Origin of the sequence: Flavobacterium gyeonganense (assembly GCF_029625295.1) — a bacterium.
In the GTDB taxonomy this organism is placed as follows: domain Bacteria; phylum Bacteroidota; class Bacteroidia; order Flavobacteriales; family Flavobacteriaceae; genus Flavobacterium; species Flavobacterium gyeonganense.
Window position 1 is genome coordinate 3,178,586 of the sequence record NZ_CP121112.1, and the last position, 15,466, is coordinate 3,194,051.

General features: G+C 33.4%; 12 protein-coding genes and 1 pseudogene. 4 read left to right on the plus strand and 9 right to left on the minus strand.

Going from position 1 to position 15,466, the window contains the following annotated elements; all coding sequences use genetic code 11:
• Nucleotides 1–18 precede the first annotated feature (18 nt).
• The 8 genes from P5P89_RS13775 to P5P89_RS13810 form a co-directional block, all read right to left on the minus strand.
• Complete coding sequence (locus tag P5P89_RS13775) at nucleotides 19–762, minus strand: DUF2490 domain-containing protein (protein WP_278008853.1); 744 nt, start codon at nucleotides 760–762, stop codon at nucleotides 19–21.
• A gap of 161 nt (nucleotides 763–923) precedes the next feature.
• A complete protein-coding gene (locus P5P89_RS13780) occupies nucleotides 924–3,488 on the minus strand; it encodes a TonB-dependent receptor (protein WP_278008854.1) in 2,565 nt (854 codons plus the stop codon).
• 249 nt (nucleotides 3,489–3,737) lie between these two features.
• Nucleotides 3,738–4,151 (minus strand): RrF2 family transcriptional regulator, encoded by a 414-nt coding sequence (locus P5P89_RS13785; RefSeq protein WP_223678727.1) that lies wholly within the window; start codon nucleotides 4,149–4,151, stop codon nucleotides 3,738–3,740.
• Between the two features lie 103 nt (nucleotides 4,152–4,254).
• The gene (locus tag P5P89_RS13790) at nucleotides 4,255–5,091 is read right to left on the minus strand and encodes a TPM domain-containing protein (RefSeq protein ID WP_278008855.1); all 837 of its coding nucleotides are present in this window, start codon (nucleotides 5,089–5,091) and stop codon (nucleotides 4,255–4,257) included.
• Nucleotides 5,092–5,095: 4 nt separating this feature from the next.
• Entirely contained in the window at nucleotides 5,096–5,533 is a 438-nt protein-coding gene (locus P5P89_RS13795; RefSeq protein ID WP_278008856.1) for a TPM domain-containing protein, read from the minus strand.
• A gap of 31 nt (nucleotides 5,534–5,564) precedes the next feature.
• Nucleotides 5,565–6,149, minus strand: a complete 585-nt coding sequence (locus tag P5P89_RS13800) for a LemA family protein (RefSeq protein WP_278008857.1) — start codon at nucleotides 6,147–6,149, stop codon at nucleotides 5,565–5,567.
• Between the two features lie 33 nt (nucleotides 6,150–6,182).
• Nucleotides 6,183–6,515, minus strand: coding sequence for a MerR family transcriptional regulator (locus P5P89_RS13805; RefSeq protein ID WP_269234921.1), 333 nt, complete (start codon nucleotides 6,513–6,515; stop codon nucleotides 6,183–6,185).
• A gap of 46 nt (nucleotides 6,516–6,561) precedes the next feature.
• Nucleotides 6,562–7,539, minus strand: a complete 978-nt coding sequence (locus P5P89_RS13810; protein WP_278008858.1) for a peptidoglycan DD-metalloendopeptidase family protein — start codon at nucleotides 7,537–7,539, stop codon at nucleotides 6,562–6,564.
• A gap of 279 nt (nucleotides 7,540–7,818) precedes the next feature.
• Here P5P89_RS13810 and alaS point away from each other — a divergent pair.
• Together alaS and P5P89_RS13820 are read left to right on the plus strand one after the other, a co-directional pair.
• A pseudogene (gene alaS, locus P5P89_RS13815) lies at nucleotides 7,819–10,469 on the plus strand (alanine--tRNA ligase).
• A gap of 226 nt (nucleotides 10,470–10,695) precedes the next feature.
• Entirely contained in the window at nucleotides 10,696–11,343 is a 648-nt protein-coding gene (locus P5P89_RS13820) for a hypothetical protein (RefSeq protein ID WP_278008859.1), read from the plus strand.
• A gap of 108 nt (nucleotides 11,344–11,451) precedes the next feature.
• Here the strand turns inward: P5P89_RS13820 and P5P89_RS13825 are convergent, their stop codons facing one another.
• Nucleotides 11,452–13,197: an ABC transporter ATP-binding protein gene (locus tag P5P89_RS13825; RefSeq protein WP_278008860.1), complete on the minus strand. Its 1,746-nt coding sequence runs from the start codon at nucleotides 13,195–13,197 to the stop codon at nucleotides 11,452–11,454.
• Between the two features lie 300 nt (nucleotides 13,198–13,497).
• Here P5P89_RS13825 and P5P89_RS13830 point away from each other — a divergent pair, with 300 nt between their 5' ends.
• Together P5P89_RS13830 and P5P89_RS13835 are read left to right on the plus strand one after the other, a co-directional pair.
• On the plus strand, nucleotides 13,498–14,241 hold the full coding sequence (locus tag P5P89_RS13830; protein ID WP_278008861.1) for a hypothetical protein: 744 nt from the start codon (nucleotides 13,498–13,500) through the stop codon (nucleotides 14,239–14,241).
• Between the two features lie 102 nt (nucleotides 14,242–14,343).
• On the plus strand, nucleotides 14,344–15,294 hold the full coding sequence (locus P5P89_RS13835) for a GSCFA domain-containing protein (protein ID WP_278008862.1): 951 nt from the start codon (nucleotides 14,344–14,346) through the stop codon (nucleotides 15,292–15,294).
• Nucleotides 15,295–15,466 lie beyond the last annotated feature (172 nt).

Below are 15,466 nucleotides of genomic sequence, written 5' to 3' on the forward strand. Positions count from 1 at the left end.
AATAATTAGAGTGTAGTTTTACGATTTTATTTTTCTGTTAATTCTGTGATAAACGGTAAAACGAATAATATCACGATCGTAGAAATCGACACCGCTAGACCGCCTCTGAAAGTTTTTTAAATACCCTAATTCCAAACCAATATTTGGGTTGAAATGATAGCGCAGGGCTGTATAAAACCGGTTTTGGTCAAAAGTATTTTTTTTATTGTCTTTTCCGTGATTAAATAAAATTTCATCAGAAATGGTGCCTTTCAAACTTCGTTTTTCTTTTTCCCAAAGTGTAAAAGTCGATTGTAACCGGTATCTAAATCGGAAAGAAAAAGAAAAATCATTTAACAGTTCCGTTTTAGTCGATTTTTGTATAAAACGTTCTTCAAGCTGAAAACGGTTATGGAAAGTAATTTTCGCGATGTCATGAATAAGGGTCAAATCCTGCTGAATACGATATTCTGGAATTGAGAATTCAGGATCAGACAAAGGTGTCTGGGTGTTAACGCTGAAGTAAGCGAATCCTCCGCCTGTATCAATATGCTGGCTGGCTCGATATCTTGCCTGTGTCCTGAAAACAAATACATTTTCATGAACCGGATTTATAAAGCTCCGGTTGTCAAGTTCAGAATGTAATGACCATTTTTCGGATAGAGGAAAAATATTGTAATATCTAATCCATGTCAGAGTTTGGTGTTCTACCTTTTTTGTGCTTTGCGCTAAAGAGAATTGACCTAAAAATGCCCAAAAAAGAAGGAATCTGAAAAATTTCATCTACGTTATATAAATTCAAGTTGCGAATATATACAAATGAGTGATGATTTTGGGCAGAATAAAAATTGTTTTGAATGCTGTTTTGTGAATTTAAAACAAAAAAACGAGATACACTTAATAAGTGCATCTCGTTTTAACCAAACTAACTTTCTTTAATTTTATTACAGCGAATATTTTAGAGTAATTCCATATGTTCTTTGGTCACCTAATACAGCCGCGTAATGTCCTGCATTTCCGCCAGCTGGCAATAATTGCTCATAATAATCTTTGTTTAAAATATTACGTCCCCAGAAGTGAACAGATAAACCATCTGTTGCACGGAAACCTAAACGGGCATTAAAAATAGCATAACCCGGAACTATTAAATATTTTGAAGCTGATGGGCTTGATGAGAATTCAGATCTGGCATAGCTATCAAGAGCTATAAAAAATTTACCCGAGTTCCCGAAGAATCTTGCGTTTTTAGTATACTCACCTCCTAAGCTCCCTGCCCATTTTGAAACACCAGGTAAATCAGATCCTGAAACATCTTTATAATTTACGGCTTTTCCATCCACAACAAGACCAGTTTCTTCCAAAGGTAGTGGCGCATTTGTAAATTTAATGTATTTACCGTCACTATAAGTTGCAGCTCCGTAAACACTAAACTGTCTGCTGATTACAAAACTGGCATCTAATTCTGCTCCTCTTACTCTTACTTTATCTGCATTGGCAAGGTATCCACGATTCACACCTAATTCAGCAGCCTGAACGTTTGTTTGAAAATCTTTAATGTCAGTATTGAATACTGTAAGATTCAGGATAGAATTTCTGAATGGAGAAGTTTTGATTCCTGCTTCATAATGATTAACATCTTCAGGTTTAATTACTGCAAGATCACTTAATGTTTGGCCAGCTGGCGGGGTAGGAAGCCCGGCAACATTTACACCAACTGGTTTGTAGCTTTTTGCATAAGTAGCATAAGCATTGATTTTATCGCTAAATTTATAAGTCAAAGTCAAATTTCCTGAAAAATCGGTATCGTCTGTACTTGAGTCAAAAGCCTGATCTGTATAGACTAATTTTTTCAGCGCAATTAATGCAGGGTCATTTGTTTGAAGCCCTCCGTATGTAGTACGCTTATAGTTGGCTTCTTTTTTATCAAAGTTATATCGCAAGCCAGGTAATACATGCAGACGATCTGTTATGGCCCAGTCTAACTGTCCAAATACCGCAGCACTCGATGCTCTGATTCTTGCATCAGTTTTAATTCCGTAACCTTCAAAAAGACCTGGTGTTTTCCATAAATTGCTTGTTGTACTTTGAGAAAATCTCCATTGTGCACTTCCTGATTCTTCTGTACCATCTGTTTGTGATGTCTGATCGATAAAGAATACACCTGCAACACCACTAATTTTCGACGAAAGCTGACCAGCATATCGAACTTCCTGTGTAATTTGAGTTTGTCTTGTAGGGTTTTGTGATTTTGCCAAAACCTGTAATCCTGTAAAATCCCTGTCATTTGATGGATCCCAGTTCCAAAAACGCCATGCAGTTGTTGATGTTAATGTTCCGCCACCAATTTTAGTGTCAATATTTAAGGATATACCTCCCATGTCCTGTCCTGATCTCCAGGGTGTATCCTGATCAATTTTACGGTCAAATGCATTTCTGCTTGGAAGTTGATAATTTAAATCGGCAATAATAGCATCAAATTGTCGATAAGCAGCTCTGTTTGTTGGCGCAACACCTGCGATTACCTGCGCATATCCGTCGGGACGCTGTGTTGTGATATCTGCAGCTAATATAATATTGGTATTTTCTGAAGGATTATAAAGTAACTGTCCTCTGATTCCTTGGTTATTAAGGGTATTTGTAGCTCTTCCTGTTGCAATATTGTCAACCAGACCATCACGTTGTGTACCAGAAAAAGAAAGGCGTCCGGCAATTTTTTTGCTTAAAGCACCTGTAACAGAAGCTTTAGCCTGAAGGAATGCATAGTTTCCGTAACTCACTTCAAAATCTGCACCGGATGTAAAACTTGGTTTACGAGTTGTAATGTTAAAGGCTCCTGATGTAGTGTTTTTACCAAACAGTGATCCTTGTGGTCCACGTAAAACTTCAATTCTTTCTACATCCACAAAATCTAAAGTTGTAGCTGCCGGACGTGCATAATAAACTCCGTCAACATAGAAACCAACACCCGGGTCAATACCATCATTAGTAAGTCCGTATGGAGAACCTAAACCACGAATATTGATACCTGTGTTTCTTGGATTGGATGAATATAATTGAACAGATGGAACCAGTTCTTTAATACGATTTACATTAAAAGCTCCGGCTTGCTCAGCTTGTTTTCCAGTTACAACTGAAACTGCAATTGGAATATCCTGAACTTTTTCTATTCTTCGTCTGGAAGAAACCACAACTTCGATAAGTTCATTTTCTTCTTTTAATGCGACTTCTAATACAGGAACAGGTAAGGTTGTAACCTCTACTTCGATAGTTTTATAACCTACATATTGCACTAAAAGTGTAAAAGGGAGATTTTTGCCATTTGTGTCAAGGCTAAATTTTCCATTTTCATCAGCAATAGTACTTATAATTGTTCCTTTGATAACCACATTGGCTGCACCTAGAGGAATTTTTTGTGAGTCTGTAATTTTACCTTCAATATTTTGTGCAAATGAAACGGAGAAAGTTATAATTGAAAGTAGTGTAAATATATTTTTTATAGAATTTTTCATTTTTATATTATGTATATGTAATTAGTAGAATTTATTTTTAAATTTTTTTTACCAGCACATACACATCATAGAAGAATTATTTTTCACTGCTGTGAAAATTATATTGTTACTTTTTTTCAAAAGATTTTTCGATAAATAAGACTTGCTTGATTTTACTTTCATTGTTCAAAAAATTGTAATGGTTGTTAATTATTTTTTGGCAAATATATATAAAATCTATCAGTTTAGTAGGGTTTGAAAAAATATTTTTTATTTTTTTATCAATGAGGCTATTGTTATGTTTTGCATTGCTTTTAAAGTTTCATCACGAATAATCATCAAACCGTGTCTCAGACTGCATTCTTCCTCAGTTTTACAATCTAGGCAACGCTCATAAAAATTTAAAGAAGCACAAGGCAAAAGTGCAATTGCCCCATCAAATAAACGATGAATTTCTGCCAGTGTGATGTCATTTTTGGATTTTATCAGATAATATCCGCCAAATTTTCCCTGTTTACTGCTCACAAAACGTCCTCGTTTTAGGTCTAATAAAATTTGTTCCAAAAACTTTTTAGGAATATTAGCACCTTCAGCAATTTCTATAGTTTTAGAAATGTGATCTTCCTCTTGTTCTGCTAGATAAAGTAAGGCTTTAAGAGCATATTTTGCTTTATGTGATAACATTTTTTTTAATTATGAATTGTGAATTATAAATTATGAATTAATTTTTGAGTAAAATATTTTCAAAGATAACTCTACTAACTTGAAACATCAAACAAAATTTACTTTACCAGCCACCGCTAGAGCCTCCTCCTGAGAAACCGCCACCGCCAAATCCGCCACCGAAGCCACCGCCACCTCCAAAACCACCTCCGGATGATCCGCCACCGAAGCCTCCAAATCCGCTACCGCTGCTTCTGCCTAGACTGCTTAAAAGAATAACATCCATCAAACTTGGACCTCCACCGTTATTATTGCCTGAATTTCCTCCGCCTCCTCTTTTATTTCGGGAAACTAAAATTAATACAATCACTATAATAACTATAAAAGGGAGTATTGGAAAATCTTTTCCTTTACTCTGTTTTCTTTCACCTTTGAATTTTCCTTTAAAAACATCAATTATAGCATCTGTTCCTTTATCAAGACCATTATAAAAACTTCCGGCTTTGAATTCTGGAATAATAATATTTCGAATTATAGTTCCGCCTATTCCGGCAGTTAATCGGTCTTCTAAACCATAACCGGGATTAATTGCAATTTTCTTTTCGTTTTTAGCCAATAAAATAATTACACCATTGTCATCTTGCTTTGTCCCTCCAATTCCCCAGGTTTGGCCCCATTTTGTGGCTAGCTGACTAACATCTTCTCCTCTTAAACTTTCAATGGTAATAACTACAATTTGGGTTGTGGTAGAATCTGAATAACGAATTAGTTTTTCTTCGAGTTGTGTTTTTTCAGCTGCACTTAAAATATTAGCGTAGTCATAAACAGAGGTTTGAAGACTTGGCTTTTCAGGAATAGTAAACTGAGCAAAAATCCCTGTATAAGTAAAAAATGCAATTAACAATAGGCTAAACTGAAAAACTCCGTTGGAATTTAATATTTTGTTTTTGGAAAATTTCATTTATTTACCCTTTTGAGATTTCGTTAGATAATTCATTTTTATTGTCTTCTGATGACGGGAAATATTTTTTTAATTGTTCGCCGGCATTTAAAATTCCGTCAACAATTCCCTGCTTAAAGTTTCCTGCTTTAAAGTGATTTGTCATAACATCTTTAGTGCAGTCCCAAAAATCATTGGTTACAAGATCGTTTATACCCTTATCACCGCAAATGACAAAATTTTTATCATCAACAGCAAAATAAAATAAAACACCATTCTGAAGCTGGGTTTCATTCATTCGTAATTCATAAAAAACTTCTAAAGCCCTGTCAAAAGGAACTTTAGAAGTCGTTTTTTCTATATGAACTCTAATTTCGCCAGAAGTGTTTTCTTCAGCCATGCGAATAGCTTCAACTATTTCCTGCTCTTCTTCCCTGGTTAAAAAATCTTCTACTTTTGACATTTGAATTATTTTAGAGTTACGATTTTTTATTTTAGAATTTTACTTCAACTGGTTTGTCTGCTCCGGTAGAAGCTTCAAAATATGGTTTTTCTTTGTATTCGCTCAGGAACCAGCTATTAGGGATTTTCAAAATATATCCGTTGTAAACCTGAACTGATTCATTAAAACGTGTTCTTGCAGTTAAAATCTGGTTTTCGGTACTAGCAAGCTCATCTTGTAATTTCAGGAAGTTTTCATTTGCTTTTAATGTTGGATATTGCTCAACAGATACTAATAATCTTGATAAAGACGAGCTTACCCCGCTTTGTGCCTGATTGAATTGTGCTAATTGTTCCGGAGTTACATTGCTTGGGTCAACCGTTACTGAAGTAGCTTTTGCTCTTGCTTCAATTACAGCTGTTAATGTCTCTTTTTCAAAATTAGCCGCACCTTTTACGGTATTTACTAAGTTCCCAATAAGATCATTACGTCTCTGGTAAGCTGTTTGTACATTTCCCCAGTCTTTATTTACGGCCTGGCTATGCTGCAAAGCAGTATTTTTAATTCCAATTGACCAAAATGCGATAATTGCAATAAGCGCTACAATAATTCCTACGGGGATTAACCACTTTTTCATATTTTTTTAATTTAAGTTTATTTCAATTTTTAATTACAATTCGTTTTTTATATCTGTTAGTTGTGTTTTTATGGACTCTAATTTACGTATTATTTCGAATTTATCTAATGTTTTCTTCTGGCCTTCCTTTAAATGTGTTTTAGCTCCTTCAAGTGTAAAACCGCGCTCTTTGACCAAATGATAAATTAATTGTAAATTTGTAATATCTTCAGGTGTAAACATTCTGTTGCCTTTGGCATTCTTTTTAGGTTTGAGAATGTCAAATTCACTGTCCCAAAATCGTATCAAAGAGGCATTGACATTAAATGCTTTAGCTACTTCGCCAATGCTGAAATATCTTTTGTCTTTAGAAAGCTCAATATGCATGATCTTTGTTTTTCTATTTTATTCAAACTTACTACTTTTTGCAGTATTAATCTAATGATTGGTTCTCCTGATTTGCCAAATGTGAAATCGCAACATATTCTACAGCCGAAATGTTTCCGTAATAAAAATTCAGCGGATTCACGACTTTTCCATCCTTGTGTACTTCATAATGACAATGCGGTCCTTCTGATCTTCCGGTACTTCCTACATACCCAATCACATCGCCACGTTTGACACGCTGGCCGGGCCTGCAATTGTATTTGCTTAAATGAGCATATAAACTTTCATATCCAAAACCGTGCCTGATGACCACATGGTTGCCAAACCCTGATGCAGAATTGTCAGCCCTTGCCACAATACCATCACCGGTAGCATAAACTGGAGCGCCAGTATTAGCTGTGAAATCCATTCCGTTATGCATTTTTCGAACTTTCGTGAAAGGATCAATTCTATATCCAAAACCAGATGCTACCCGTTTTAAATTTTCATTTTGTACTGGCTGAATGGCAGGAATTGCGGCTAATAAATTCTTTTTAGTGCTGGCCAGCTTTAATATCACATCTAATGATTTTGACTGGATAGCCAGTTCTTTCGAAAGCTGATCAATCCGTTTAGTAGTGTTTAGGACCAATTGAGAATTATTATATCCTTCTAAATCTTTATATCTTTTGCTATCTTTAAATCCTGCTTTTCTGATAGAATCCGGAATTTCGGTTTTGTTAAAGTAAGTTCTGTAAATATTATTATCCCTGTCTTCCAAGGCCTCAGCTACGTCATCAATTTCATCCATTCTTTTATTTAAAATCGCATATTGTATTTTTAAATTCTCAATTTCCCGGGCCTGTAACCGGTCTTTTGGCGTTTCAAAATAGGAAGTATTGATTAAAAGGACAAATATTAAAAAACCAAACAGTGCTGAAGCTAGTATAAACAAGAATCCGTAACCAATTTTGATTCTCTTTTTTGTTTTTATTTTCGTATACGCCAGATTTTCTGAGTCGTAATAATATTTTACTTTCGCCATATTTTAAAATACCCTATTTTTGTAGCTTGTAAAATTAGTCAAACGAACAAAATTAGTAAATGTTTCAGTTGTTCGTGGCTTTTTTTCAAGAACAAAATTAATTAGATAATTGGGGAATTAGATAATTTAGATAATGCGCAAAATAAGGAATTTATTGTTTTAAACGATTAGTTTTTTATTATCGATTTCGAAATTAATACATTATCAAAGTTCACAAATTATCTAATTGTCTAATTTTCAAATTGACACATTAAAACAGATACATTTTCTAATTAAAATATGAAATCACAAGACGTACGTAAACAATTTCTGGACTTTTTTAAGAGCAACGGACACTTAATTGTTCCATCTGCTCCAATCGTGCTAAAAGACGACCCAACCCTTATGTTCAATAACTCGGGAATGGCCCAGTTTAAAGAATTTTTCTTAGGAAACGGAACTCCAAAAAGCCCTAGAATAGCCGATACGCAAAAATGTCTTCGTGTTTCAGGAAAACATAATGATCTTGAAGATGTAGGTTTTGATACCTATCATCATACCATGTTTGAAATGTTAGGAAACTGGTCTTTTGGTGATTATTTCAAAAAAGAAGCGATCAACTGGGCTTGGCAGCTTTTGACTGAAGTTTATAAAATTCCAAAAGAAAATCTTTATGTTTCTGTTTTTGAAGGAAGTAAAGAAGATAATGTCCCTTTTGACCAGGAAGCTTGGGATATCTGGAAAACATTAATCGATGAAGACCGAATTATTCTTGGAAACAAAAAAGACAATTTCTGGGAAATGGGAGATCAGGGACCATGCGGACCTTGTTCTGAAATTCACGTTGATTTACGTCCGGAAGCTGAAAAAGCTTTAGTTACAGGAAAAAGTTTGGTAAATAACGATCATCCGCAGGTAGTTGAAATCTGGAATAATGTATTCATGGAATTCAACCGTAAAGCTGACGGATCGTTAGAAAAACTTCCTGCACAACACGTTGATACCGGAATGGGATTTGAACGTTTGTGTATGGCTTTGCAAGGAAAAACATCAAATTATGATACGGATGTTTTTACACCGCTTATCGAAAAAGTAGAGCAAATTACGGGATTAAAATACACTTCAAACGATGCAATGACAAGTCGCGACTTGTCAATACAAGAAAAACAAAATAAAACAAATATTGCGATTCGTGTTGTGGTAGATCACGTTCGTGCGGTTGCTTTTGCAATTGCTGACGGACAATTACCATCTAACACTGGTGCCGGTTACGTAATTCGTAGAATTTTACGTCGTGCCATTCGTTACGGATTTACATTCCTAAATACTAAAGAACCTTTTATCAATAAACTGGTAGAAGTTCTGGCAGACCAAATGGGAGAATTTTTCCCGGAAATTAAATCACAACAACAATTGGTTACGAATGTAATTCGTGAAGAAGAAGCTTCTTTCTTAAGAACGCTTGATCAGGGATTACAATTGCTGGATAATGTAATTGCAGAAACTAAAGGACAAGAAGTTTTAGGCGCTAAGGTTTTTGAATTATACGATACTTTCGGATTCCCAAAAGATTTGACAGCTTTAATTCTAAAAGAAAAAGGATTCTCTTATAATGAAGCAGAATTTGAAGTTGAATTGCAAAAACAAAAAACACGTTCTCGTGCAGCATCTGAAGTTTCAACAGAAGACTGGAATGTTTTGATTCCCGGAAATGTAGAAACATTTGTTGGTTATGATAAAACAGAAAACGAAGTAAAAATCACTCGTATCAGAAAAGTTGATTCTAAAAAAGATGGTATTTTGTACCAAATCGTTTTAGATAATACACCTTTTTATCCAGAAGGCGGAGGTCAAGTAGGAGATAAGGGAACATTGGTTTCTGCAAACGAAACAATCGAAATCATTGATACAAAGAAAGAAAACAATTTGATTTTGCATTTTGCAAAACAACTTCCTGAAAACATAGAAGCAGGTTTTGTGGCAAAAGTTAATACCGATTTAAGAATAGCAACATCCAAAAACCACTCGGCTACGCACTTGATGCACTTGGCTTTGAGAAATATTTTAGGAACGCATGTGGAGCAAAAAGGTTCATTGGTGAATCCAAACTATCTGCGTTTTGACTTCTCTCATTTCAGCAAAGTTTCTGACGAAGAAATCAAACAAGTTGAAGCTTCTGTAAACGCTCAGATTGAAGCGCAATTGCAATTGGTAGAACACAGAAATATCCCGATTAAAGAAGCATTAGATAAAGGTGCAATGGCTTTATTTGGAGAAAAATACGGAGACAATGTTCGTATGATCGAATTTGGAGATAGTAAGGAATTATGTGGAGGTATTCACGTAAAAAATACTGCTGAGATCTGGCATTTCAAAATTATTTCTGAAGGCGCTGTTGCAGCTGGAATTCGTCGTATTGAAGCAATTACAGGCGATGCAGTGAAAAACTTCTATGTGAACCAGCAAAATACATTAGCAGAAATAAAAGAAACATTAAAAAATCCACAGGATATTTTAAAATCTGTTGCTTCTCTTCAGGATGATAATGCTAAGCTGAAAAAACAAGTTGAGCAATTACTTAAAGAAAAAGTTGGCGCACTAAAATCGGAATTAGAAAAAGATTTCCAAGAAGTAAATGGTGTACATTTTCTTGCTAAACAAGTAGATTTAAGCATGGCTTCGACGAAAGATTTAGCTGCTGCATTAGGAAGTTCCAAACCGGATTCGTTTGTGTTTTTAGCTTCTGTAGAAGATGGCCAGCCAAATATTCACTGTTACATTTCTAAAGAATTAGTAGCTGCTAAAAACTTAAACGCGAATGCTGTAATTAAAGAATTAGGGAAATATATTGAAGGAAATGGAGGGGGCAACCTTTCTTTGCTTCCGGAAAAGGTAAAAATGCAGGGGGGATTCAACAAGCTTTAGCAAATGCAAGTCAATTTGTAAAATAAAGGTTTGGTTAAAATTCATTTTCAAATTATTAATATAACAAAGACCCAAAAAAGGAACTTAACTTTTTTGGGTTTTTATTTGAAATGGTTAGTTTTTTTGTTTTAATAGTAGTTCATTTGTAGGAAATTTAAAATAAATAAAAATGAAAAAAAATTATGCTTATTTGGTGCTTTAATTTTACTACTGGCTTCTTGTACTAATGATTCTTCTGAAGAAAATTCGCTTTTGCCTAAAAAGCAAATATACACGTATGGCTCTCAAGCTGGGGAGAACACTACAACAACGTATTCTTATACTGGAAACAAAATTGATAGTTTAAATTATGATGACGGTACTAAAATAGTATTTACTTATACAGGGGATTTAATAACAAAAGCAATTTATACTGAAGATGGTGAAGATAATTCAACGACAACAACATTTACGTATGAGAATAATAAATTAAAGTCTTTTCTCGAGGTTTCACCAAACTCTTCAAGTAGAAAGAAGACATACACTTATAATACTGATGGAACAATTTCGACCATTACAGTTTTAATTAATCCAATTACACAGCAAGAGATACAAGATTCATCCAGTATATTAACTTTAGATGCTAATGGTAACATAATTAAAGCTGAATTTAATGATTTCGTAAATACAGTTGAGTATGACAATAAAAATAATCCTTTTAAAAGTATAACAGGATATACTTTCTTATTAGATTCAGGTATTTTTGATCAGGAAGCTAACTCGGTTAATAACATATCAAAAATAACAGAAAATACAGGAGGAGTTGAGACAGGCACTTTTACGTATAAAAACACATATAATTCGGATAACTATTTAATTAAATCTGTACAGGGTGACGAAACATATGAGTACATTTATTAAATAAAAAGACTGTTATCAAAAAGCAAAAGCCCTTTCATGAAAGGGCTTTTGCTTTTTGATAAAGAAGAAAACTTCAATTTTAAAAAAATATAATATTCTATTTTTAAACTATTTTCTTTCCCCAATCTGCTGGCGCCACATAGCATAATATAAACCTCTTTCTGCAATTAAGTCATCATGTTTTCCCTGTTCGATGATTTTTCCCTGTTCCAAAACAAAAATTCTGTCAGCATGCATTACTGTAGACAAGCGATGGGCGATTAAAACCGTGATTCTGTTTTGATCTGAAATATTTCTAATTGTAGCATTGATTTCTTCTTCGGTAATAGAATCCAAAGCAGAAGTCGCTTCATCAAAAATCAATAAATTCGGATTTCTTAAAATAGCTCTTGCGATTGATAATCTTTGCTTTTCTCCTCCTGAAACTTTTATTCCTCCTTCTCCTATAGTGCTATTTAAACCATCTTCGGCACGAACTAATAATTTTTCGCAACTGGCTTTTTTTAATGCATTGTGTAAATCCTCATCAGTAGCATTTGGTTTTACAAACAATAAATTTTCCCGGATTGTTCCCGAGAATAATTGGGCATCCTGAGTTACAAATCCGAGTTGTTTTCTTAAATCGAGCAGGTCAATTTCTGTCGAATCAATATCATTATAAAAAACCTGACCTTCTGCAGGAGTATATAATCCGACTAATAATTTAACCAAAGTTGTTTTTCCGGAACCAGATGGACCAACGAAGGCAACGGTTTGACCTTGTTTGATTTCAAAATTGATGTTTTCAACGGCTTTAAATTTGGCTGTTTTGTGCTGGAAACTTACATTCGAAAATAATAAAGATTGAATTGCTCCAACATGTTTTGGGGTTTTCGGGCAAAATTCTTTTGGAGCATTTAAAAGGATCCTGAAATTTTCCATTGAAACTTTAGTTTCGTTAAGCACGATTATAAAGTTTCCCAATTCCTGTAAAGGGCCAAAAATAAAAAAGGTAAAAAATACCATAGTAAGTAAATCACCTACAATAATTTTTCCTCCAAAAAGGAAATAATATAATGTAAAAACAACGCAAGTCCTTAAAAAGTGAACCGTTGTACCCTGAATAAAACTTAAACTTCTGATAAAGCGAACCTTTTCTAATTCAAGCTGCAGAATCTTAAAAGTGTTCAGGTTCAGACGCTTTTCTTCCTGATATGTTAATCCAAGACTTTTTACCAATTCAATATTTCTTAAACTTTCGGTTGTTGAACCTGCCAGTGCATTGGTTTGATTCACAATTTTTCTGGAAACGATTTTTATTTTTTTGCCCAGATAAGAACTTACCAAAGCAATAATTGGAGCTGTAACTAAAAAGATAAGCGAAATACGATAATCGATTCGGGCAATATAAACGATAACGAATACAAAACCGATGATAGTTTGAAAAATAAGTGAAATTGAAAGTGTAATTAATTTTTCAGAATCTGAACGTACTTTGGTTAGTTTACTTAAAGTTTCACCGCTTCGCTGATCTTCAAATTCGGCATAAGGCAAATCGAGTGATTTTTTAATTCCATCAGTATACATTTGGGCACCTGTACGCTGAATAACAACATTGGTAAAATAATCCTGAAAATTTTTGGTAATTCTTGAAATCATTGCCGCGCCAAGGGAAAGTCCCAACCAAAAAGACAATGATTTTATAAAACCATTTACATTTCCGTCATATTTATGCAAACCAACGCCGCAGTCCTGCATTAATTTACCTGTAATAATAGAGTCTGATAAACTGAAACAAATGTTTATAGTAGCCATAATCAAAGCAAAAAATAAAAGCATTTTATGTTTGATTATATAGGAGTATAATAATTTCATAAGAGATTTATAATTAAAAAGAAGAAATACAAAAGTACAAAATAGACAGGCATCATTTGGCGGATTTTGTTGTATTTAAAAGTTAATTTTTAAACCATAATTTAAATTATAAAAAACAGTAATTTTTTTTATCGAATAATGAATTGTTTACAAGTCTGTCCTTTAGAAAGTTGTGATTATTGCATATTAATAATTTTTATTAATTAATTATTTTCGGTTTTTTATTATTAAAACAAGTTAGGTTTTTACTTGTGATTTTGTTTCATTTGTAGGAAATATTAATGACCTAAATCTACAAAAATGAAAAAAATTTTATGCTTTTTTGGTGCTTTGGCTTTTGCACTAACTTCTTGTTCAAGTGATGATGATTCATCTTCAGGTTCTTCAGATACGGTATTATTGAAAAAAACAATTACAACAGATTCTGATGGAGAAAAAGTTACCGTAACTTACAAATACAATGGTAATAAAATTGTTAGTATAACAGATAGTCAGGGAGAATTTGATCGTTATTTTACTTACACAGGGGACTTGATTACAAAAATAGAATATAAACTCCCTGGTGGGGCTGTAGATCAAATAAATACTTATGAATACGACTCAAATAATAGATTGATTACCTTCATAAGAGTTGAACCTTTTGATGAGTGGGGTAGTAAAGAAGTTTATACTTATAATAATGATGGATCAGTTTCTATAAAAAGCTACAGTGGTGATGATAAAACACAAACTGTGTTTGACGGAGACGGGAAAGTAATTTTTACAGGCGGAGAAGTAACTAAAATAACTACGAATTATAGTCCAAGCAGAAGCTATATCTATGATGATAAAAACAATCCAATGAAAAATGTTTTAGGATTTGATAAATTAGCTTTTGAAGATAGTGAAGCTTCAGGAATATTACATAATATCGTTTCTGAAAAAGATCTTGATTATAATGAAATAACAGCTACTTATATTTTTACTTATAATTCAGCTGGGTATCCTACAAAAAGTGTTGAAGATGAAGAGGGGGAAACAGCTACAGTGGAGTTTTTCTATTAAATAATAAAAGGACTTTGTTAAAAATTATAAAGAGCCAAATACTTTCGTATTTGGTTTTTTGTTTATAAGAAATGAGCGAAATTTGTTTTTAAAATAAAAGCCATGCAATTCAGAACACAAATTCCAGTTTCAAAAAGTAACAATCCAATCGATTATAATTCGAAAGTACTTTCTATTGGTTCGTGTTTTGCAGAAAACATGGCAGCGAAATTTGATTATTTTAAGTTTCAAAATGTAACAAATCCATTTGGGATAATTTTTAATCCGGTTTCGATTGAGAGTTTGTTTCGAAGAGTTTGTGAGCAGGATTTCTTTCAGGAAAAAGACATTTTTTTTCACAATGAGCGCTGGCATAGTTTTGAAGTGCATTCAGATTTGAGTAATTCTGACAGAGCAGAATTATTGGAAACATTAAATAAAACCATTACCGAAACTTATAAAAAGCTTCAGGAAGCAACACACATAATTATCACATACGGAACTTCCTGGGTTTACAGGAACATTGAAACTGATCAAATCGTTGCTAATTGTCATAAAGTTCCGCAAAAACAGTTTTCAAAACAATTATTGGCTGTTGAAATTATTGAGAAAAGTATTCAAAATACAATTGAATTGATCCAGACTGTAAATCCAAATATAAACTTCATTTTTACCATTTCGCCAGTGCGTCATATCAAAGATGGTTTTACAGAAAACCAATTGAGTAAATCGCATTTATTTACCGCTCTGCATAAAACGATCAACTACCAACCATCAACTACAAACTATTTCCCTTCCTATGAAATCATGATGGATGAACTTCGCGATTATCGTTTTTATAGTGAAGATATGCTTCATCCCAACCAAATCGCCATTGATTATATCTGGAAGCTTTTCAGCGAAAGCTATATTTCAGAAACCAGTTTTTCTATTATGAAAGAAGTCGATGAAATTCACAAAAGCCTTCGCCACAGAAGCTTTAATCCAGATTCAGAGCAACACAAAAAATTTCTGGAAAAGTTACAACAAAAGATAAAATTGCTGAATAAAAAATCACCGAATATAAGGTTCTAAAATTTCAAAAATTTTAGGTGTCTATAAAAAAAACATTTCATTGCTGAATCTTTTTTCAGGTAAGAAAATTAACTAATTTACAGTGTAATTTTAGAATAATTGACTGTAATTATGTAAATTGTTAAGACTTAAAAATTACAATTTTGTAAACTGTAGAAATACAGTCTTACAA

What these genes read in the sequence shown, in the direction of transcription:
- P5P89_RS13775 (WP_278008853.1), bottom strand. Translation starts at nt 762, where the DNA reads ATGAAATTTTTCAGATTCCTTCTTTTTTGGGCATTTTTAGGTCAATTC.
- P5P89_RS13780 (WP_278008854.1), bottom strand. Translation starts at nt 3,488, where the DNA reads ATGAAAAATTCTATAAAAAATATATTTACACTACTTTCAATTATAACT.
- P5P89_RS13785 (WP_223678727.1), bottom strand. Translation starts at nt 4,151, where the DNA reads ATGTTATCACATAAAGCAAAATATGCTCTTAAAGCCTTACTTTATCTA.
- P5P89_RS13790 (WP_278008855.1), bottom strand. Translation starts at nt 5,091, where the DNA reads ATGAAATTTTCCAAAAACAAAATATTAAATTCCAACGGAGTTTTTCAG.
- P5P89_RS13795 (WP_278008856.1), bottom strand. Translation starts at nt 5,533, where the DNA reads ATGTCAAAAGTAGAAGATTTTTTAACCAGGGAAGAAGAGCAGGAAATA.
- P5P89_RS13800 (WP_278008857.1), bottom strand. Translation starts at nt 6,149, where the DNA reads ATGAAAAAGTGGTTAATCCCCGTAGGAATTATTGTAGCGCTTATTGCA.
- P5P89_RS13805 (WP_269234921.1), bottom strand. Translation starts at nt 6,515, where the DNA reads ATGCATATTGAGCTTTCTAAAGACAAAAGATATTTCAGCATTGGCGAA.
- P5P89_RS13810 (WP_278008858.1), bottom strand. Translation starts at nt 7,539, where the DNA reads ATGGCGAAAGTAAAATATTATTACGACTCAGAAAATCTGGCGTATACG.
- P5P89_RS13825 (WP_278008860.1), bottom strand. Translation starts at nt 13,197, where the DNA reads ATGAAATTATTATACTCCTATATAATCAAACATAAAATGCTTTTATTT.
- P5P89_RS13830 (WP_278008861.1), top strand. Translation starts at nt 13,498, where the DNA reads ATGAAAAAAATTTTATGCTTTTTTGGTGCTTTGGCTTTTGCACTAACT.
- P5P89_RS13835 (WP_278008862.1), top strand. Translation starts at nt 14,344, where the DNA reads ATGCAATTCAGAACACAAATTCCAGTTTCAAAAAGTAACAATCCAATC.